The 19660-nt window shown below is 68.1% G+C and carries 17 protein-coding genes; 4 read left to right on the top strand and 13 right to left on the bottom strand.

Annotation, left to right across the window (positions count from 1 at the left end; translation table 11 throughout):
- Positions 1-20: 20 nt before the first annotated feature.
- The 12 genes from LDO22_RS15010 to dacB all read right to left on the bottom strand — a co-directional run bounded on the left by LDO22_RS15010 (position 21) and on the right by dacB (position 11858).
- Positions 21-533: a PH domain-containing protein gene (locus LDO22_RS15010; RefSeq protein WP_224024232.1), complete on the bottom strand. Its 513-nt coding sequence runs from the start codon at positions 531-533 to the stop codon at positions 21-23.
- Positions 514-1062 (bottom strand): DUF3180 domain-containing protein, encoded by a 549-nt coding sequence (locus tag LDO22_RS15005; protein WP_224024230.1) that lies wholly within the window; start codon positions 1060-1062, stop codon positions 514-516. Before LDO22_RS15005 ends, LDO22_RS15010 begins: the two co-directional genes overlap by 20 nt.
- A complete protein-coding gene (gene folK / locus LDO22_RS15000; RefSeq protein WP_224024228.1) occupies positions 1059-1604 on the bottom strand; it encodes a 2-amino-4-hydroxy-6-hydroxymethyldihydropteridine diphosphokinase in 546 nt (181 codons plus the stop codon). The genes LDO22_RS15005 and folK overlap by 4 nt, the downstream gene beginning before the upstream one ends.
- Positions 1601-1993 (bottom strand): dihydroneopterin aldolase, encoded by a 393-nt coding sequence (gene folB / locus LDO22_RS14995; RefSeq protein WP_159634405.1) that lies wholly within the window; start codon positions 1991-1993, stop codon positions 1601-1603. The genes folK and folB overlap by 4 nt, the downstream gene beginning before the upstream one ends.
- Positions 1994-2006: 13 nt before the next feature.
- Positions 2007-2942: a dihydropteroate synthase gene (gene folP, locus LDO22_RS14990; protein WP_159634408.1), complete on the bottom strand. Its 936-nt coding sequence runs from the start codon at positions 2940-2942 to the stop codon at positions 2007-2009.
- Positions 2943-2951: 9 nt separating this feature from the next.
- Complete coding sequence (folE, locus tag LDO22_RS14985; RefSeq protein WP_224024226.1) at positions 2952-3596, bottom strand: GTP cyclohydrolase I FolE; 645 nt, start codon at positions 3594-3596, stop codon at positions 2952-2954.
- 9 nt (positions 3597-3605) lie between these two features.
- A complete protein-coding gene (ftsH, locus tag LDO22_RS14980; protein WP_159634414.1) occupies positions 3606-5669 on the bottom strand; it encodes an ATP-dependent zinc metalloprotease FtsH in 2064 nt (687 codons plus the stop codon).
- A 171-nt stretch (positions 5670-5840) separates the two neighbouring features.
- Positions 5841-6971 carry a LacI family DNA-binding transcriptional regulator gene (locus tag LDO22_RS14975; protein ID WP_224024224.1) on the bottom strand — a complete coding sequence of 377 codons (1131 nt, stop codon included), beginning with the start codon at positions 6969-6971 and terminating at the stop codon, positions 5841-5843.
- Positions 6972-7077: 106 nt separating this feature from the next.
- Positions 7078-7629 carry a hypoxanthine phosphoribosyltransferase gene (gene hpt, locus LDO22_RS14970; protein ID WP_041651844.1) on the bottom strand — a complete coding sequence of 184 codons (552 nt, stop codon included), beginning with the start codon at positions 7627-7629 and terminating at the stop codon, positions 7078-7080.
- A gap of 30 nt (positions 7630-7659) precedes the next feature.
- Complete coding sequence (tilS, locus tag LDO22_RS14965) at positions 7660-8733, bottom strand: tRNA lysidine(34) synthetase TilS (RefSeq protein WP_224027256.1); 1074 nt, start codon at positions 8731-8733, stop codon at positions 7660-7662.
- Positions 8734-8841: 108 nt separating this feature from the next.
- On the bottom strand, positions 8842-10005 hold the full coding sequence (locus LDO22_RS14960; RefSeq protein ID WP_224024222.1) for a zinc-dependent metalloprotease: 1164 nt from the start codon (positions 10003-10005) through the stop codon (positions 8842-8844).
- A gap of 356 nt (positions 10006-10361) precedes the next feature.
- Positions 10362-11858, bottom strand: a complete 1497-nt coding sequence (gene dacB / locus LDO22_RS14955; protein WP_224024220.1) for a D-alanyl-D-alanine carboxypeptidase/D-alanyl-D-alanine-endopeptidase — start codon at positions 11856-11858, stop codon at positions 10362-10364.
- Positions 11859-12014: 156 nt separating this feature from the next.
- Here dacB and LDO22_RS14950 point away from each other — a divergent pair, with 156 nt between their 5' ends.
- The 3 genes from LDO22_RS14950 (at position 12015) to LDO22_RS14940 (ending at position 14751) form a co-directional block, all read left to right on the top strand.
- Positions 12015-12503, top strand: coding sequence for an inorganic diphosphatase (locus LDO22_RS14950; RefSeq protein WP_043450105.1), 489 nt, complete (start codon positions 12015-12017; stop codon positions 12501-12503).
- A gap of 114 nt (positions 12504-12617) precedes the next feature.
- Positions 12618-13961, top strand: a complete 1344-nt coding sequence (locus LDO22_RS14945) for a carboxylesterase family protein (protein ID WP_224024218.1) — start codon at positions 12618-12620, stop codon at positions 13959-13961.
- 37 nt (positions 13962-13998) lie between these two features.
- A complete protein-coding gene (locus LDO22_RS14940) occupies positions 13999-14751 on the top strand; it encodes a DUF429 domain-containing protein (RefSeq protein ID WP_224024216.1) in 753 nt (250 codons plus the stop codon).
- Positions 14752-14755: 4 nt separating this feature from the next.
- On the opposite strand, the gene LDO22_RS14935 is transcribed toward LDO22_RS14940, so the two are convergent.
- On the bottom strand, positions 14756-17194 hold the full coding sequence (locus tag LDO22_RS14935; RefSeq protein ID WP_224024215.1) for a phosphoketolase family protein: 2439 nt from the start codon (positions 17192-17194) through the stop codon (positions 14756-14758).
- A gap of 187 nt (positions 17195-17381) precedes the next feature.
- Here LDO22_RS14935 and LDO22_RS14930 point away from each other — a divergent pair, with 187 nt between their 5' ends.
- On the top strand, positions 17382-19613 hold the full coding sequence (locus LDO22_RS14930; RefSeq protein ID WP_224024213.1) for a catalase: 2232 nt from the start codon (positions 17382-17384) through the stop codon (positions 19611-19613).
- The last annotated feature ends 47 nt before the right edge of the window (positions 19614-19660 follow it).

Below are 19660 nucleotides of genomic sequence, written 5' to 3'. Positions count from 1 at the left end.
GGGCAGCTGGCCGTCAGTGGTCACAGTCCTGCCAGCCTGGCTTCGCCGCGGGCGGCCAGCTGTTCACGGAGCCGGGCGCCTTCAGCCGCCGGGAGGCCGGGGATGCGCGCATTGGTGCCGGGGGACGCTGTGTGGAGCTTGACGGTACACAAGCCCATGCCCCGCTCCACAGGTCCCACGGCGATGTCCACATACTGCATGCGTCCGTACGGGACGGCCATGGTGCGCTGGAAGAAGATGCCGCTCCTGACCAGGAGGTCCTCGTCGCGCTCCGCGTAGCCGATGGCCCGGACCTGCCGCGGGATGAGGACCAGCCGCCATAAGGCAAGCAGCAGGGTGGCGGCCGGAACGGTGATGGCCAGCCACAGCGGCGGCCACCGCCACCATCCCAGGAGGACGAACACCAGCGGCGCGGACAGGACCAGTATGGCGGCGATGTTGGCCAGGGCCCATTCCACCAGGCGGACGATGACGTATTTCGGTGACACCCGCTGCCAGTCGATCCCCGGCGGGTCAATCGCCTCGGTACGCATACTCGCCTTCCCCTGCGGCTTCCCCGCGGGCAGGCCGGCCCTTCTTCCCGTCAACGCTGTTGGTGTCGCCGTCTTCCGGCGGGATCCTGCAGAACCGCTCCACGACGAGCCCCACCACGATCATCACCAGGCCGCCGCCCGCCATGGCCAGGGCAAGCCAGGTGATGCCTTGGTCGCTGCGCAGGCTCCAGATGCGCAGCTGGTCCAGGAAGATTCCCACATGCCATCCCAGGAGCACCGTTCCGGCGTAGGCGCACGCCTGCGCCAGGATCAGGGTCCGGGCGGCCAGGAGGGGATCCAGCTGCGTCTTCTTCGCCTTGCTGTTGGGCTGGTGGCTGTTCCGCCACCTCAGGATCCGGATACCCAGGATCAGGGTGATGATGACGATGACGCCCATCGTGGCCAGCGCGGTGGCAGGCAGGACAGGCGTGGCCATGCTGTACCGGCTGGTGACAACCGTGGCCGACCAGCCCGCGATGGCAAGGATGACGCAGATCAGCAGCAGGCGCAGCGGGTTGATGGGCTTCATCTCTCCTCCACCGCTCCCGCCGTCGGCATCCCGTCAAATTCCCCGAACCCGTCGAACGGGGCAAGATCCTTGAAATCGTCCGCCTGGACTGCCAGGGTGCTGATCCGTTCGCCGTTCAGCGTGGCGGCGGGTTCGATGAGCGACCACGGGTAGAGGACGAAAGCGCGTGAGGCCGCCCGGGGGTGGGGGATGGTCAGGGCGGGGTCGTCACTGCGGAGCTCGCCGTAGGTGATGATGTCGACGTCGAGCGTCCGCGGCCCCCAGCGGACCTCACGGACGCGGAGGTGCTTGTTTTCCACGGCCTGGCAATGTTCCAGCAGTTCGGCAGGGGTGAGGCTGGTTTCCACCGTGATGACCATGTTCAGGAAGTCCGGCTGGCCGGCAGGGCCGCCCACGGCTTTGGTCTGGACTATGGGCGAGACGGCAAGCAGCCGTACTTCGGGCGGATCCACCAGGTCCGCCACAGCCTCGGTCAGGGTCTCGTTCCGTTCACCAAGGTTGCTGCCCAGGGCCAGCACGGCCTTGGTGTAGATCCCGTTCATGCCTGCGCACCGGACAGCGCAGGGGCGGCGGGAACCCGCTCGCGGTGGACCGTGACGGCCACGTCTCCGAAGGGGACCTCGATGGGGGCCTGCGGCTTATGGACGGTGATGTCCACGGCCTGGAGCGCGAATTCGGCCAGGAGACTGTCGGCGATCCGCACGGCGAGTGCCTCAATGAGGTTCAGGGGCTCCCCGGTGATCCACTCGGTAATACGCTGCGCCACCTCACCGTAGTGGGCGGTGTCCCGGACGTCGTCGGACTGCGCCGCTTCGGTGAAGTCCAGGTAGAGCACGGCGTCCACAACAAAGGGCTGGCCCTCCCGGCGTTCAAAATCGAAGACACCGTGGTGGCCGACGGCGGTCACTCCGGTCAGCGTAATCCTGTCCATGGGTCCCCCGGCCCTATTGCGTTTTGGGTACGGCTTGTGTTGTGGGTGCCGCCATGCGCGCAGCCACCTTGACCGCGTCAAGGCTGGAACCGACGTCGTGTACGCGGACGGCCCAGGCCCCTCGGTAGGCGCTGATCGCTGTGATTGCGGCCGTGGCACTGTCCCGCTCGTCAGGAGCGGCGGACTTCCCGGCCACGGTGAGCAGGGTGCCGAGGAAACGCTTGCGGGAGGCAGCCACCAGGACCTTGTGGCCCAGGCTGTCCAGCTGGTCCAGGTTCTGCAGCAGTTCCCAGTTCTGGGCGTCGTTCTTCGCGAACCCCAGGCCCGGATCGATGATGATCTGTTCCCTGCTGACACCGGCTGCGTAGAGCTTGTCCCGTACTCCTGCCAGTTCCGCCACCACTTCCCCGGCCACATCCGTGTATTCGGCGAGCGAGTTCATGGTCCGGGCGTCGCCCCGGCGGTGCGTGAGGACATAGGGTGCCTTGGAGGCCGCCACAAGCTCCACCATCTCCGGTTCGATGGTCAGCCCGGAGACGTCATTGATGATGGCCGCGCCCGCCTTCAGGGCAGCGGCTGCGGTGGAGGCGTGCGTGGTGTCGATGCTGACCAGCGCGCCGGCCTTCACCAGCGCTTCGATCACCGGCAGGACGCGGCGCTGCTCTTCGTCGGGGGTGACGTCGTCGGCGCCGGGCCGGGTGGACTCGCCCCCGACGTCGATGATGTCCGCACCCGCGTAGAACATCCGCAGGCCTGCCGCGATGGCGGTGTCCGCCGTCGCGTGCTTGCCGCCGTCGCTGAATGAATCCGGGGTGACGTTCAGGATGCCCATGACCAGGGTGCGGCCGGTGGGGAGGTCCTCAAAGCGGGCAGCCGGGCGGGGCTTGCGCAGGATGGGCAGCGGGGACGTAGCGGGCCCCGTTCCAGGGGCTGCAGCGAGTGAATCCATGGTGTGTGGTTACCTTCCGAGGATGAGGCTCATGGCTTCGGCACGGGTGGCCGGGTCATGAAGCTGCCCGCGGACCGCACTGGTGACGGTCTTCGCTCCGGGCTTGCGGATGCCGCGCATGGACATGCACATGTGCTCGCATTCGACGACGACGATCGCACCGCGGGGTTTGAGGTGCTGCACCATCGCTTCGACAATTTCGGTAGTCAGCCGCTCCTGTACCTGGGGGCGGCGGGCGTAGATGTCCACCAGCCGGGCCAGCTTGCTCAGCCCGGTCACCTTGCCGTCGTGCGAGGGGATGTAGCCAACGTGGGCCACCCCGTGGAACGGCACCAGGTGGTGCTCGCACGTGGAGTAGAAGGGGATGTCCTTGACCAGGACCAGTTCCTCGTGGTCCAGGTCGAAGGTGGTGGACAGGACGTCCGCAGGATCATGGTGCAGTCCGGCGAACACCTCGGCGTACGCCTTCGCAACCCTTTTCGGCGTGTCCACGAGGCCGCCGCGGTCCGGGTCCTCGCCGATGGCAAGGAGGATCTCGCGGACGGCCGCCTCAATCCGTGGCCGGTCCACCTTTTCGCGCTTGGAGTGGTGGGAACCGTCCTCCGCCGGGTAGGCGGCGGAGGCGGAAACGTCGTCGTCGTCGAAGGAAGTCACAAGGAAAGCTTAGCCGCGAAGGGTGTCAGGCCCCGAGTCGGGGGTGCCTCCGTGAAACGGAGCATCCTCCGACACGCCCTGCGGGTGCGGGGGCTGGGCGTCCAGCGGCTCGTCAAGGCGCGCCTTCTTCGCTTCCTCCTGCGCTTCCCGTTCAGCCCGTTCCTGGCGGCTCTCCACCGGTCCGGTCAACTGGACGGGACGGGTTTCCTTGGACAGCCACACCTCGCGGAAGTCCCGCTTGCGGACGTCACGGAAGATGTCGGCAATCTCGGCCTGGTTGAGGGTCTCCCGCTCGAGCAGCTCCAAGGCGAGGTAGTCCAGGATATCCCGGTTCTCGGTGAGGATTTCGTAGGCCTCGTCATGTGCCTGCTCGATCAGGCGGCGCACTTCCTCGTCCACGACATAGGCAATCTGGTCAGAGTAGTTCCGCTCGTGCCCTGCGTCGCGGCCCAGGAACGGTTCACCGCCGCCCTGGCCCAGGCGGACTGCACCGACGCGTTCGCTCATGCCGTATTCAGTGACCATCTTGCGTGCGGTGCCGGTGGCCTTTTCGATGTCATTAGAAGCACCGGTGGAGGGATCATGGAACACGATCTCCTCGGCGACGCGTCCACCCATGGCGTAGGCCATCTGGTCCAGGAGTTCGTTGCGGGTCACGGAGTACTTGTCGTTTTCCGGGACCACCATGGTGTAACCAAGGGCGCGGCCGCGGGGAAGGATGGTGATCTTGGTGACCGGAGCGGAGTTCCGAAGGGCCGCCGCCACCAGGGCGTGGCCGCCTTCGTGGTAGGCGGTGATCTTGCGCTCGTGTTCCTTCATGACGCGGCTGCGCTTCTGCGGGCCGGCCATGACGCGGTCAATGGCCTCATCCAGGGCGCGGTCGTCAATCAGGTTGGCGTTGGAACGCGCGGTGAGCAGAGCGGCCTCGTTGAGGACGTTGGCGAGGTCGGCACCGGTGTACCCGGGCGTCTTCTTCGCCACACCCTTCAGGTCCACCCCGGGAGCCATCGGCTTGCCCTTGGCGTGCACCTGCAGGATCTGGTCGCGGCCGATCAGGTCCGGCGCTTCCACGGACACCTGGCGGTCGAAGCGGCCGGGGCGCAGCAGGGCCGGGTCCAGGACGTCTGGCCGGTTGGTGGCCGCAATGAGGATCACGTTGGTCTTGACGTCGAAGCCGTCCATCTCCACCAGCAGCTGGTTGAGGGTCTGCTCGCGTTCGTCGTTGCCGCCGCCGATGCCGGCGCCGCGGTGCCGGCCGACGGCGTCGATCTCATCCACGAAGATGATGGCGGGCGAGTTGGCCTTGGCCTGTTCGAAGAGGTCGCGGACACGGGATGCACCGACGCCGACGAACATTTCCACGAAGTCAGAGCCGGAAATGGAGAAGAAGGGTACGCCGGCCTCACCGGCAACCGCGCGGGCCAGCAGGGTCTTACCGGTACCTGGCGGGCCGTAGAGCAGCACGCCCTTGGGGATCTTGGCGCCGACGGCCTGGAACTTGGCTGGTTCCTGCAGGAATTCCTTGATCTCCTGGAGTTCCTCCACGGCCTCATCGGCACCTGCAACGTCAGCGAAGGTGACCTGCGGCATGTCCTTGCTGACCATCTTGGCCTTGGACTTGCCGAACTGCATGATCTTGGAGCCGCCGCCCTGCATGCGGGTCATCAGGAACCAGAAGAGTGCGCCCAGCAGGATCACGGGGATCAGGAGGGAAAGCAGGCCGGAGAACCAGTTGCTTTCAATCGGCTGGTCGGTGAACCCCTGGGCCGGCTTGGCGTCGGTGACTGCCTTCACCACGTCCTGTGCGCGGGCATCCACGAAGAAGAACTGGACGCTCTTGCCTTTGTCCTGCCCGTCCACCTGCAGGTTGTCCTTCAGCGTGAGGTCAACGCGGTTCTCGCCGTCGAAGATCTTGGCCTGCTCCACCTTGTTGCTGGAGAGCAGTTCCAGGCCCTTGTCCGTGTCGATCCGGGCCGCACCGCCGGGGGCGAGCGTTGCAAAAGCCACAAGGAGCAGACCGACCACAACGACGATCCAGATGCCCGGGCCTTTGAAGAAGTTCTTAGCTTTCATCTGTTCGGGGCTGGCCCCGTCCCTTCCGGTAGTGCTTCACGGCGAGTAGTCTGCGCGCGTGATGGTGCTGCGTCAGCTTCTAGCTATACACCGTCCGGAGTAAATCACGCATAGCGAAAAGCAAAAGTTCCCTGTGGGCGTAGATGGTGCGGCAGTCCGCAGAATACCGCGTCAGGGCTGCCGCTTCCCGGTATCCGGCAGCCCCACGGACCCACGCGTGACCAGCCGGCACCCGAGCCGCACTGGGTCCGGTCCGCCTGTGGGTGGGGTGGGGCCGGCCTCCGCTGCGGCGCTTTCGAGTTCATTGATCAGCCGGTTGACGGCCCAGGCCCCCATTTCGGAGTGCGGCACGGCGACCGTCGTCAGCCCCGGATGGAGGTTGGCGGCCAGCAGTTCCTCATCGCCGAACCCGACGACGGACAGGTTGCCGGGGATGGACAGGCCCAGTTCCGCGGCGGCGCGGTAGGCGCCCATGGCCAGGGAGTCACTGCAGCAAAAGAGGGCCGACGGCGGGTTGGCGGCTGCCAGGATTCTGCGGGCAGCCGCGTACCCGCCGGATGCATCGGGCGACGCCGCCTCGCCAGTGGCGGAGGCACCGTCCAGTCCCGCACGCTGAAGTGCGTCCCGGAAGCCCCGGATGCGCTGGCGGGTGGAGTGGTTCTCTTCAGCGGTGGTGAGCAGTCCGATCCGGGTGTGGCCGGCAGCGAGCAGTGCTTCCACCGCGGCTGCAGCCCCACCGTATTCGTCGGCCACGACGGCGGGAAGGCTCCGGTCCGCGGCGACTTCATCCAGCAGGACCGCGGGGACCTTGCCCGGGGTGGCGGAATGCTGCAGGACGCGCCGGTGGCCGGCCGCGTAGAGGATTCCGTCCACCTGCCGTGCCAGGAGAGACTCCACGCCAGCTTGTATGGGGTCGGTTGCACGCTGGCTGGGTTCCCGGCAGGACTTCAAGCCGGGCTGCGTGCCGGCTTCCGCTTGCGCCTGCCCCGGGATGTTGACGACCATCAGGGCGTAGCCGCGGGCACGTGCCGCCTGCTCCGCGCCCAGGATGATGCGGCCGGCGTGCGGAGTGGTGGCCACATCCTCAATGGCCAGGCCCAGCACACCGGACCTGCGGCTGCGGAGGGCGCGCGCCAGGCGGTTGGGGCCGTACCCCAGCCGGGCCGCCGTCGTCCGCACTTTCTCGCGGGTTTCCGGGCTGACCCGGGCGAAAGGCACGTCGTTGAGGACGTGCGAGACCGTGGTGACCGAGACGCCGGCTTCCCGCGCCACGTCCCGGATGCCCACGCTGCCGCTACTCACGCTTCCCGCACCTCAGCAAGGCCACTGCGGGATGGGATGTCACGGCAGTCCCGGCAGTCCCGGGCGGCGGCACCATTGCCGTGAACCGCCATGCCGAGGGAAGGGGTTACTCGTAGACGTGCGGCGCCAGGGTGCCCACGAAGTCCAGGTTGCGGTACTTTTCCGCGTAGTCCAGGCCGTAGCCCACCACGAATTCGTTGGGGATGTCGTAGCCCACGTACTTGACGTCGATTTCCACCTTGGCTGCGGTGGGCTTGCGGAACGCGGTGCAGATTTCCACGGACGCGGTGCCACGGGATTCCAGGTTGGTCTTGAGCCAGGACAGGGTCAGGCCGGAGTCGATGATGTCCTCGACGATCAGCACGTCCTTACCCATCAGGTCGGTGTCCAGGTCCTTGAGGATCCGCACCACGCCGGAGGACTGAGTACCCGAGCCGTAGGAGGACACGGCCATCCAGTCCATGGAGATGTGGCTGTGCAGTGCCCGGGCCAGGTCAGCCATGACCATGACGGCGCCCTTGAGGACGCCAACGATGAGGATTTCGCGTCCTTCGTAGTCTTTGTCGATCTGCGCGGCGAGTTCGGTGATCCGCTGCTGGATCTGTTCCTTGGTGTAGAGAACGTGCTTGAGATCTGCCTGGACGTCGTTTGAATCCACCAATGGCTCCTGTTTAGATGCGGGGTGCGACTATTTTGCGGGCGGTTTTTGAGGCCGGAATACTAGCTTCCCACAGCGCGCGGGTTCGCGGGGAACGGAACCGGCGCCGCCCGGGGCCCCTGCAGCCGCCGCGTCCTTCGATTCCTCCAGCTGCGCGAGTGACAACCGGTACACACTCACACCGCCGGGAAGCTCAACCGGTCCGGCCGAGCCATGCCGCCGGAGCAGCGCTTCTGCCGCCAAAAGGCGCCGGTAGCTGGGCTGCTGCCCGCCGGCGTCGGCCGCTGCCTTGGCGATGACACGGAACCTGATGGCCGGTGCAAGCGCCCGCAGCGCCTCCTCCGGCAGGCTCAGTCCGCTGCCGTCCAGTTCCACCAGGGAGGCGTAGGTGCTTTCCGCCACATCCTCCAGGTAGTCGGCGTCCAGCTGCAGGATGGCGGCTGTCCGGGCCAGGGATTCGGCGACGCCGGGACCAAGTTTTTCCTCAAGGTGCGGGAGGACTTCCACCCGGGTCCGTGACCGGGCGAAGGCGGGATCGGAGTTGGTGGGATCGTGCCAGGGATCCAGCTCTTCCACGGCACAGATTTCCTCGGTGTCCACCCGGCGGAGTTCCAGGAAGGGGCGCAGGAGGACGGCATTTCCGGTTCCAGGACGGGCCGGACGCATCCCTGCGAGGGACCGCGTGCCGGAGCCGCGGGCCAGGCCCAGCAGTACTTGTTCGGCCTGGTCGTCCAGGGTGTGCCCCAGCAGGATTGCCTCCGCGCCGTGATCTGCGGCTGCGGCCTCAAGCGCGGCATGCCGGGCTTCACGGGCGGCGGCTTCGGGGCCCATGCCGGCACCGGCCACCGTAACGGTCCGGATTTCCACCGGGTGCAGTCCCAGGTCCTGCAGTGCTTCCACGGTGCGGGCGGCAATATCGGCCGACCCCTCCTGCAGCTGGTGGTCCACCACCACGGCGCCGACGGTCAGCGGGCGGCCGTCCACGTGGCCGCGGCGGGCAAAGTACGCGGCGACGGCGGCGAGCGCCAGGGAGTCCGGGCCGCCGCTGCAAGCTACGAGGACGTGGCGGGGATAGCCGGCCCCGGCCAGGGCGTTTTGCAGCAGTTTGCGCGCAGTGCCGACGACGGGCGCCAACCTGCCCGGCCGGCGTCGGCCGCTCCGCGCGCCCTGTCCTTCAGCCGCCGGGGCGCCCACCGGTACCTCTGAAGGCAACTAGAGGCCCATCCGGTCGAGCCACAGCTTGGCGTCGTGGATCTCGGGCTCGGTGGGAAGGTGGTCCACCGAGTCCCATACCTTGTTGAAGCCCTCCATGCCGGCCACGTCCACAACGGCGCGGACAAAGCGGGCACCGTCGGAGTACTGGCGCATTTTGGCGTCCAGGCCCAGGAGGCTGCGGATGAACTTCTCGATGACGCCCCGGTCCTTGCCGCGGTCGTTGAACCGCTGCCGGATGGTCTTCACGGACGGGACAATGCTGGCGTCGACGGCGTCCATCACCACGTTGGCGTGCCCTTCGAGCAGGCTCATCACGGCGGTGAGGTGCGAGATGGCGGCCTTTTCCTCCGGATCCTGCAGCAGGTCCAGGATGGCGCCGCGGCCCGGCGTGTCTCCGCTGGCAGAGCGGTCCTTCAGTGAACGCGCGGCAGCTGAGGCACGCTCCATCAGGGAATCGACGTTGCCCAGCAGGTGCCCGCTGAGTTCGTCGATTTGCTCCAGCATGTGGTGGCGCAGCCATGGTGCCGCCGCGAACTGCACCCGGTGCGTCTGCTCGTGCAGGCACACCCAGAGCCGGAAGTCCTCCGGGGCGACGTTCAGTTCGCGCTCAACCGAGACGATGTTCGGTGCCACCAGCAGGAGCCGGCCGGCAGCAGGGGCCGTGGAGTTCTCCGCCAGCGCCGCAAAGGGATCGTACTGGCCCAGGACCTTGCTGGACAGGAAGGCCAGGACGGCGCCCAACTGGCTGCCGGTAATGGCGCCGCTGACCTGGGCGGCCGCGGGGCTGAGGTTTCCGCGCCGGGTGTCCAGCATCTTCTGCATGGCGGGCTTGAGCATCACCGCGAAGCTTTGGGTGTTGGCCTTGGCCCAGGACGCCCGGTCCACCACCAGCACGGAGGAATCGCGAAGGTCTCGCGCCGCTTCCAGCCCGGTGATCTCGTGGACGTGCGGCACGGATGCGTCCGCCAGCCGGCGCAGGCTGTCCACCGCCTCCCCAATGGCTTTTCCGTCGAGCACGGGTCCGGCCGGAGCCAGCCTCGCCGCGGCAGAGGCAGCGAGGTCCCAGTTGATCAGGGCCTGCGCCTGGTTGGACTGGGCTGCCTGGTTGGACTGGGCTTCCGGGGACAACGTCGGTGCGGACTCGCGCGCAGTGGACTCCATGGTTCCCATCAGAACACAGCAGGCCAGGGATCGTCCTTAAGTTCGCTGACCGGCGAAACTTCCACAGCCCCTGCACAGGGAGGCGAAAGCGCTGTCCCAGACCCGCCGGGCAGGCTGGAAACCGCAGGGCAGCCTGCCTGTCCAGGAGCGGCCCGCCCCCGCACAACCGTTGCTGCCCCGCACCGTTTATGCGGGGCAGGGCCGCCCATGCGGTCCACGGCCATAACCATCGAAGGAGGAACCATGATCCCCTACCGTCCCATCGCTCCCCTGACCATCGGCCCGCGCACGGGCTGGAAGTCGGTGCTGGCTGCCGTCGTGATGGCCGCGCTGCTGGGGACTACCGCAAGCCCGCGCTAGCGGCAGCCGCAGCCCGCCAGCGCGGTAGCTGCCCGGTCCAGCGCCACCTTGTTGCCGGCGGCTCCGGGCGTCAGGCCGTTGCCGATGAAGGAGAACACCAGGAGCCGGCCGTCGGCGTCAACCACATAGCCGCTCAGCGCCAGCACGGTATTCAGGGTCCCGGTCTTTGCGCGGACCAGCCCGGCGCCGCCCGAGGTGGTGGCATCCCCGTAACGGGTGTCCAACGTGCCCGACAATCCGCCAACCGGGAATCCGTCCAGTGCGGCGCGAAGCCTGGCATCCGTTCCCGTGGTCATGACCCGCACCACGTCCGTGAACTGGCGGGCCGTGACCTGGTTGCCCATGGCCAGGCCGCACACATCCACCAGCTTCACGGCGTCCACTGTGATCCCGGCGGCCGCAAGCTCGGCGGCGACCGCGGCAATGGCGCCGTCATTGCTTCCGGGCCGTCCCGTGCCCAACGCGGCCATCCGGCCCATGGTTTCGGCAAGGTAGTTGTCCGAGACCTGCAGCATCAGGTCCACCTGCTCCGCCACGGTGGCCGAGTCAACACCGGCCAGGGCTGCAGCGCCGGCCTTGGCCGCGCCGGGTGAACGGTCGACGCCGGCCGCCACCGTCAGTCCCGCCCCGGCGCCTGCCGCACGGAGCTGGGCCGCGAACGCTTCCGCCGCAGCCATGGCCGCGTCCTGGGGGCGGGGACCGGTGGTTACGGCGGGATCAAAGCGTGCGGAGTTGAGCGCCAGCGGGTACAGCGGAGCGATTTCGCCGGCTTCCACGTCGCCGGACTGCCAGTTGGGATTCAGTGCAGGGCCGGTGAAGAGGGAGTCGTCCAGCAGGACCTTGATGTCACCGGTGGTACCGGCGGCCTGCAGGGCCTGCACGGTGAGGGCTGCGAGCGTGGCCAGGCCGGCATGGCCCATGGCCTGTCCGGGCCGCGACTCCCCCGCGCCCAGGAGGACGTCGCCGCCGCCCACCAGGACCACCTGCCCGGGAGCAGGGCCCTGCACCACGTTCGTGGTGAAACGGTGCTCCGGCCCCAGGGTGCGCAGCGCGGCCACGGCGGTCAGCAGCTTGAGGTTCGACGCCGGCACCCGGCCTTCGGCGCCACCCCGGTCAAAGAGGACCTGGCCCGTGAGCGCGTCCTGGACCATGCCCGTGAAAGTACCGCCGCCGTCGGCTGTCAATAACGGTTCCACCTGCGCCGCCACGGCTGACGGCGCGGGTACGGGGGCGGCAGGCTGAAGGGGTGCCAGCACCTGCGGGGCGGAAAGTGTGGCGGGGGCCTGTTGCCAGGCGGGCGCAGCGGGGGCCGGCGCCGGGGCCTCCGGTCCGCGGAATCCGGGAGCCACGAGCAGGGCCGCCGGGATGGCCAGCGCGAGCAGGACCAGGGTGGCCAGGACCAGGTGCCAGGACTTCCCTGCCTCCTGGGTGATGCCGCCGGAACGCCGGGAACGCCGGGCGCGCAACGGTTCCCCGCCGGTTGGTTTGGTCATGCTGGTGCCGGTCCTCAAGTCCTGAAATTTCCCCACAAGTTCCTGATTCCAGGGCCTCTCGCTATATCCTCAATTGTAGTCGGCGGCACCGACACGCTTTTTTGTGGGCCCGTCAAGTGTGCCGCGCACCCCCTGCAATTGCCGAGGAGCATTCCCATGAAGCACGACGTGACCATCGAGATCCCCAAGGGATCACGCGTCAAGTACGAAGTTGACCACGAGACCGGCCGCGTCCGCCTGGACCGCGTCCTCTTCACCTCCATGCAGTACCCCACGCACTACGGGTACTTCGAGAACACCCTCGGCGAGGACGGCGACCCGCTGGACGCTCTGGTGCTCCTGCAGGACTTCGACCTGCACCCCGGCGTCATCGTCGAGTCCCGCCCCATCGGTGTCTTCAACATGACCGACGACGGCGGCGGAGACGCCAAGATCCTGTGCGTGCCGGTGGACGCCCGCTTTGACCACATCCAGGAAGTCAGCGACGTCAACGAGTACCTGATCAAGGAAATCGAGCACTTCTTCACCCGCTACAAGGACCTGGAGCCGGGCAAGTGGGTCAAGGCCGAGGGCTGGGGCGACCGCGCCGCCGCCGAAGCCGAGCTGGAAGCTTCCATCAAGCGCTACGTGCCCACCGGACACTGATTTCCAGGTTGGGCTTGCCCCAACAACTGCTTTAGGGTCCGCCGGCGGGTGCCCGGCTTTTCGAAGCCGGGCACCCGCCGTCGTTGTTTCAGGAAGTTATGGCATGGTGGGGCTGTGAGTTCCGAGCCAGCCGTGACGTCCCAGCTTCTGTTCCATCCCCCGTGCGGGCCCGTCAGCGGCCGGCGCGACGGCGGCGTCATTCGTGCCACCGGCATTCCCTACGCCACCGCCCACCGGTTCCAGGTGCCGGCCCCGGTTCCGGACTGGACCGCCGAATATGCCGCCACCTCTCCCGCACCCGCCTGCCCCCAGGCTCCGGTGCCGTTCCTGGACGACGTCCTGGGCACCAAATACGGCGAGCTGCCGGGCAGCGAGGACTGCCAGAACCTTTCCATCACACTGCCCGGCGACCTGAAGCCGGACGAGAAGCTGCCCGTCATGGTCTGGATCCACGGCGGCTCCTACACCACCGGCTCCGGGGACCTGGCCATCTTCGACCCCGCACGGCTGGTGGCCGAAAACCGGGTGATCGTGGTCTCCGTGACGTACCGGCTCGGGCTGTTCGGGTTCCTCGCCACACCGGCAGGCCGGCCCGGCAACCTGGGACTCCTGGACCAGCTCGAGGCTTTCCGGTGGGTGCAGCGGAACATTGCCGCGTTCGGGGGCGATCCCGGCAGGGTCACCGCCTTCGGCCAGTCCGCCGGGGGCGACGCGATCGCCCACCTGATGGCCACGCCCGAGGCACCATCCCTTTTCCAGCGCGCCATCATCCAAAGCGCCCCGCTGGGCATTACCCGCGGCCGGGCGAAAATGAACCATGCCATGGGCATTGCTGCGGACGGGGTCTCCGAGCAGACGCCCGCCATGGACGTGGTGGCTCTCGAAGCCCAGGTCACGCAGGTGGCCCGGAAGTTCGGCATGCTGGCGGCCATGCCGTTTGGTACCCAGTACGGCCATGATCCGCTTCCGGAGGAGTCCGGGATCGAGGCTGCCTGGAGCCGGACAGCGCCGTCGATCGAGGTGCTGATCGGCCATACCTCCGAGGAGGCCCGCCTGTTCCTCCCCCGCAGCCCCCGCCTGATGCGCCTGGCCGCGGTTCCGGTGGTGGGCCGCGCCGCCGTCCGCGCCATCGACTGGGCGGTCACCGAAACCGTGTACGGCCGGGCAACCCGCAGGTTCGCGCGCCGGCATGCCAAGGCGGGCGGGCGGGCGCACCGCTACATCCTGGACTGGCACGCGCCCGGCAACATCTTCGGCGCCGCCCACACCGTGGACCTGCCCCTCCTGCTCGGCAACCGGAAGACCTGGGACGGCGTTGGGCTCATTGCCGGCGCGGACTGGGCGGACGTGGACGCCGCGGGCCGCAGGATGCGCGCCCTGTGGGCCGGCTTCGCGCGGGGCACTGACCTTGGCGGATCCGGGAGCATCCCCGGCGTCCTGCGCTACCGCGCGGTCTGACGCAATGCCGTTTGACCGCAGTGTTGATGAGCAGCCCATGAGGACCCTTGGCGTGGATCTGGCGGCGGCGGCCAAGAAGACTGCCGTGGCGGTCATCGAGTGGAGCGATGACCAGGCCCGGCTGGCCCACCTGGCCCTGGACGTTGACGACCAGGAGATCGTGGACCTGTTCGGCACCTGCGGCATGACCGGCGTCGACTGCCCCGTGGGCTGGCCTGACGCGCTGATTCCGTTCCTCACCGGCCACCTGGCCTTCAACGCAGCACCCGTCCTGGAACATGACGGCATCGCGGGCCGGCGGCTCCTCGCCTACCGGGACACCGACCGGTTCTGCACCGCCCGGACCGGCCTGATCCCCCTGAGCGTTTCCGCCGACCGGCTGGCCCACCCTGCCATGCGCTGCGCGGTGATCCAGGCGAAGATCGCGGCACTGCACGGCCCGCAGCTCCGGGACGGCTCGGGGCGCTTTGCCGAGGTGTACCCGGCGGCGTCGCTGAAGATCTGGGGCCTCAACGGGCGCGGCTACAAAGGCCGCGGCATCCCCGAAGCCGAACGCCTGGGCCTCCTCCTGGCGGCCCTCGAGGAGCAGGCGCCCTGGCTGGACCTGGCCGGGCACCGGGACAGGCTAACCGCTTCGGACGACCTGTTCGATGCCGTCATCGCCTCGCTGACCGCCCGGGCCGTGGCCCGCCGTCGTACCCTCGCCCCTGACGATGCGCATGCCCGGGCGGCCCGCAGCGAAGGCTGGATCCACCTGCCCTCCTGCACGCTGGACGACCTCCCGCTTTAGGGCGTCAGCCGCCCAGTTTCCAGTTCCGGATTTCTTCCGGGTCCTCGCCGTGCGTGCGGGTGTGTTCGCGCGCCCGGTTGCGCCGGTCCTGCAGGTCCTGGCGCAGGAGTGAGTGCTTCTCGGCAAGGCCCGGTACGCGATCGATCGCGTCGATGGCCAGGGTGAAGCGGTCGATGCCGTTGAGCATGGCCATATCGAACGGGGTGGTGGTGGTCCCCTCTTCCTTGTAGCCGTGCACGTGAAGCCCCTGCTGGTTGGTGCGCCGGTACGCCAGCCGGTGGATCAGCGCCGGGTAGCCGTGGTACGCGAAGATGACGGGTTTGTCAGCGGTGAAGATGCCGTCGAAGTCATGGGCGGGGAGGCCGTGCGGGTGCTCGCTTTCGTCCTGCAGCCGCATCAGGTCCACTACGTTGACCACCCGCACCTTGAGGCCGGGGGCGCCGTTGCGGAGCAGTTCCGCGGCGGCAACGGTCTCCACGGTGGGGACGTCGCCCGCGCAGGCCAGTACGACGTCGGGCTCCTCGCCGGGCACCTCGGAGCCGGCGAACGTCCAGATGCCCAGGCCGCGGTGGCAGTGGTTGGCGGCATCGGCCGGGCCCAGCCAGGTGGGCGAGGGCTGCTTGCCGCTGACCACGATGTTCACGTAGTCCGTCGACGCCAGGCAGTGCTCCATGACGGACAGCAGGGTGTTGGCGTCCGGCGGCAGGTACACCCGGATGACCTCGGCCCTTTTGTTGACCGCGTGGTCGATGAAGCCCGGGTCCTGGTGCGAGAAACCGTTGTGGTCCTGCTGCCACACGTGGGAGGACAGCAGGTAGTTCAGCGAGGGGACCGGCTGGCGCCAGTGAAGTTTGCGGGATACCTTCAGCCACTTTGCGTGCTGGTTGAACATCGAATCGACGATGTGGACGAAAGCTTCGTAGCAGTTAAACACGCCGTGGCGGCCGGTGAGGAGGTAGCCTTCCAGCCAGCCCTGGCACAGGTGCTCGCTCAGTACCTCCATCACCCGTCCGGACCGTGCCAGGTGCTCGTCGACGTCGTCAATCCGGTACTGCCACACCTTGTCGGTGACCTCGTAGACGTTCTGCAGCCTGTTGGACGCCGTCTCGTCCGGGCCGAACAGCCGGAAGTTGTCCATGTTCTGTGCGATGACGTCCCGCATCCAGGAGCCGAGGGTGATCATCGGGCTGACCCGGTCGGTTCCCGGGTTGGGCACCTCCACGGCGTGGTCCTGGTACGCGGGCAGTTTCAGCGCGCGTCGGAGCAGTCCGCCGTTGGCGTGCGGTGTGGCACTCATGCGGAAGTCACCGGCGGGCGCACCCCGTGCGACGTCGGGCCGGAGCCTGCCGTCGCCGTCGAACTGTTCGTCCGGGCGGTATGACTGCAGCCACTCCTCCAACTGCTTCAGGTGCTCCCCGTTGGTGCGGACCTCGGACAGCGGCACCTGGTGCGCCCGCCACGTGCCTTCCACCTGCAGCCCGTCCACGGTGCCCGGCCCGGTCCAGCCCTTGGGCGAGCGCAGGACGATCATGGGCCAGCGGTGGCCGCCCTCCCCCGCCTCTTCTGCATCCGGATCCTGCCGGTGGGCGTCCTGGATGGCCTTGATATCGGCCAGGCAGCGGTCCAGCACGGCCGCGAAATCCCGGTGCGCCTGCTCCGTGTTGTCCGGATCCGCCACCGTCACGAAATACGGCTCATGGCCGTAGCCGCGCAGCAGCTGCTCCAGCTGGTCCTGCGGCATCCGGGCCAGGACCGTGGGGTTGGCGATCTTGTAGCCGTTCAGGTGCAGGATGGGCAGCACGGCACCGTCAGTGGCCGGGTCCAGGAAGTTGTGGGAGTGCCAGCTGGCGGCCAGCGGTCCGGTCTCCGCCTCGCCGTCACCGATCACGACGGCGGTCACCAGCTGCGGGTTGTCGAAGACCGATCCGTAGGCGTGGGCCAGGCAGTATCCCAGTTCGCCGCCCTCGCTGATGGAGCCCGGGCTTTCCGGTGCGGCGTGGCTGGGGATGCCGCCCGGGTAGGAGAACTGCCGGAACAGTTCCGCCAGGCCGGCCTCGTCATTGCCCACGTGGGCATAGATTTCGGAGTAGGTTCCCTCCAGCCAGGCATTGGCGACGACGGCGGGGCCGCCATGGCCGGGACCTGCCACGAAGAGCATCTCCAGTGAGTCGCGGCGGATGACGCGGTTCAGGTGGGCGTACACGAAGTTGAGCCCGGGCGTGGTGCCCCAGTGGCCCAGCAGGCGGGACTTGGTGTCCTCAGCCTGCAGTGGCTCGCGCAGCAGCGGGTTGGACCGCAGGTAGATCTGGCCCACCGAGAGATAGTTGGCGGCGCGCCACCAGCGGTCGACGAGTTCCAGTTCCCCCTGCCCGATGCCTTCCTGCCACACGTCGTCCTGCTGCATTGTGTCCTGCATTCCATCGCGCCCAGTGCTGCCGGCCATAACCATCCTCACCTCGGGTGTGCCGCTGCAGGCGGCCGTTTCCCCATCGCAACAGATGGAGGGGCAGGGAGGCAACCCCCGCCGTCGGACCTTCCCTTTACCGCCTTCGGCACCTGTAGGGTACTAAGCAAGCTTAGCTTTCGCTGAGGCGGAGGCTGGGAACATCAAAACGTGGGGAGATCAAGACATGCCAGCCGAAGACGACGTTGTAATTCCCGGGGCTCCGTCCAGCGAGCCGCCGGCGTTCGAGGAGCCCACCAGCCCGCGGGAGCCGTTGCCGCCCAAACCGGACCAGCGCGGCCCCGAGGCCGTGTCCCCCACGGGCAGCCCTACCGGCGCGCCGGCCACCGCCCGCGCCCAGTCCGGCCAGTACCTGACCACGGCCCAGGGCCTGCGGCTGCAGGATACGGACCATTCCCTGAAGGCCGGCGCCCGCGGCCCCATCCTGCTGCAGGACCACCACCTGCGCGAGAAGATCACCCACTTTGACCACGAACGGATCCCGGAGCGCGTTGTCCACGCACGCGGCGCGGGCGCGCACGGGGTGTTCCGGTCCTACGGCACGGCGTCGAAGGTAACGCGCGCCGGTTTCCTTGCCGCGGACGTCGAAACGCCCGTGTTTGTTCGGTTTTCCACGGTGCTTGGCTCCCGTGGGTCAGCCGACGCCGTGCGGGACACCCGGGGGTTCTCCACGAAGTTCTACACCGATGAGGGCACCTACGACCTCGTAGGGAACAACATTCCCGTCTTCTTCATCCAGGACGGCATGAAGTTCCCGGATGTGGTGCACGCGGCCAAGCCCCACCCGGACCGCGAGATTCCGCAGGCCCAGAGCGCGCACGACACGTTCTGGGACTTCGTATCGCTCCACACCGAGGCGCAGGCCCACACCCTGTGGAACATGTCGGACCGCGGCATCCCCCGGTCATACCGGACCATGGAGGGCTTCGGCGTCCACACCTTCCGGCTCGTCAACGCCGCCGGCGACACCACCCTGGTGAAGTTCCACTGGAAGCCCAAGCAGGGCGTGCACTCGCTGGTCTGGGAAGAAGCCCAGATCATCAACGGCATGGACCCGGACTTCCACCGGCGCGATCTGGCTGATGCCATCGAGGCCGGCGCCTACCCGGAGTGGGAACTGGGAATCCAGACCTTCCCGGACACGGAAGACCAGATGTTCCAGGGAATCGACCTGCTGGATCCCACCAAATTCGTCCCCGAGGAACTGGCGCCGGTGCAGCCCATCGGGCTCATGACCCTTAACGCGAACCCCACCAACTACTTCGCGGAAACCGAGCAGGTGGCCTTCCACCCGGGGCACCTGGTTCCGGGCATCGACGTCACCAACGATCCCCTGCTGCAGGTGCGCCTGTTCTCCTACCTGGACACCCAGATTTCACGCCTGGGCGGCCCCAACTTCGCGCAGATCCCCATCAACCGGCCGCAGGCCCCGGTCAACGACATGCTCCGCGACGGCATGCACCAAACGGCGGTCCACTCCGGGGTTGCCCCCTACCGGCCCAATTCGCTGGATGGCGGCTGCCCGTTCCTGGCCGGGCAGGACATGGGCGCGTTCGTGGACGTACCGGAAGCGGTGGCGGAATCCATCAAGGAGCGGCGCAACCCGGCCTCCTTCGATGACCACTACAGCCAGGCCCGGCTGTTCTTCCGCAGCCTGAGCGCCGTGGAGCAGGACCATGTGATCCAGGCCTACACGTTCGAGCTCGGCAAGTGCTACGAAAGCGCCGTCCGCGAACGCCAGCTGCAGGCCCTGGCCAATATCGACTCCGGGCTCTGCACCGCGGTGGCCGCCGGCCTGGGCATGCCCGCGCCGGAGGCCACGGAGCAGGTCCCGGACCGGGATCCCAGCCCTTCCGTGTCCCAGGTGGGTGGAACGTGGCCTGTTGCCGGGCGCATTGTGGGCATCATCGCCGATCCCTCCAGCGACCTGTCCCAGGTGGAGGCGGCCCGGAAGGCGCTCGACGGCGAGGGCATGGTCCCGCTGGTCATCGCACCCAACGGGGGCGTGCTTTCCTCCGACGGGTCGTCGGTGACGGTGCAGCGGACCTTCCTCACGGCACGGTCCACAGAGTTTGACGCCCTCATCGTGGCCGGGGGCAAGCAGCCCGCGCCCGATGCGTCCGCGGGGCGCGACGCCAAGGCCGGGGAGCCGGCTGACGGACTGGATCCGCGGGTGGCTCTCATGCTGTCCGAGGCCTACCGCCATGCCAAGGCCATCGCCGCCTGGGGCTCCGGCTCGGCCGTCCTGGAAGCGGCCGGCATCCCGCAGGGGGCCGCAGGGGTAATTGGCGGGAACGATGCTGCCTCGGTAACCACCGAACTTTCGGGGCTCATCGCCGCCCACCGCGCCTGGGACCGTTTCCCGGCAGCGGGCGCCGCTGCGGAACAGGGAAACTGACCCGGGCCTGTTGGCCTGCCGGTCTGTGGCTGGGGGTCCGCGTCCAT

The organism is Arthrobacter sp. NicSoilC5 (assembly GCF_019977395.1).
GTDB lineage: Bacteria > Actinomycetota > Actinomycetes > Actinomycetales > Micrococcaceae > Arthrobacter.
The sequence above is the reverse complement of the archived record's forward strand: the minus strand, read 5'-3'. Positions and strand labels throughout refer to the sequence as shown.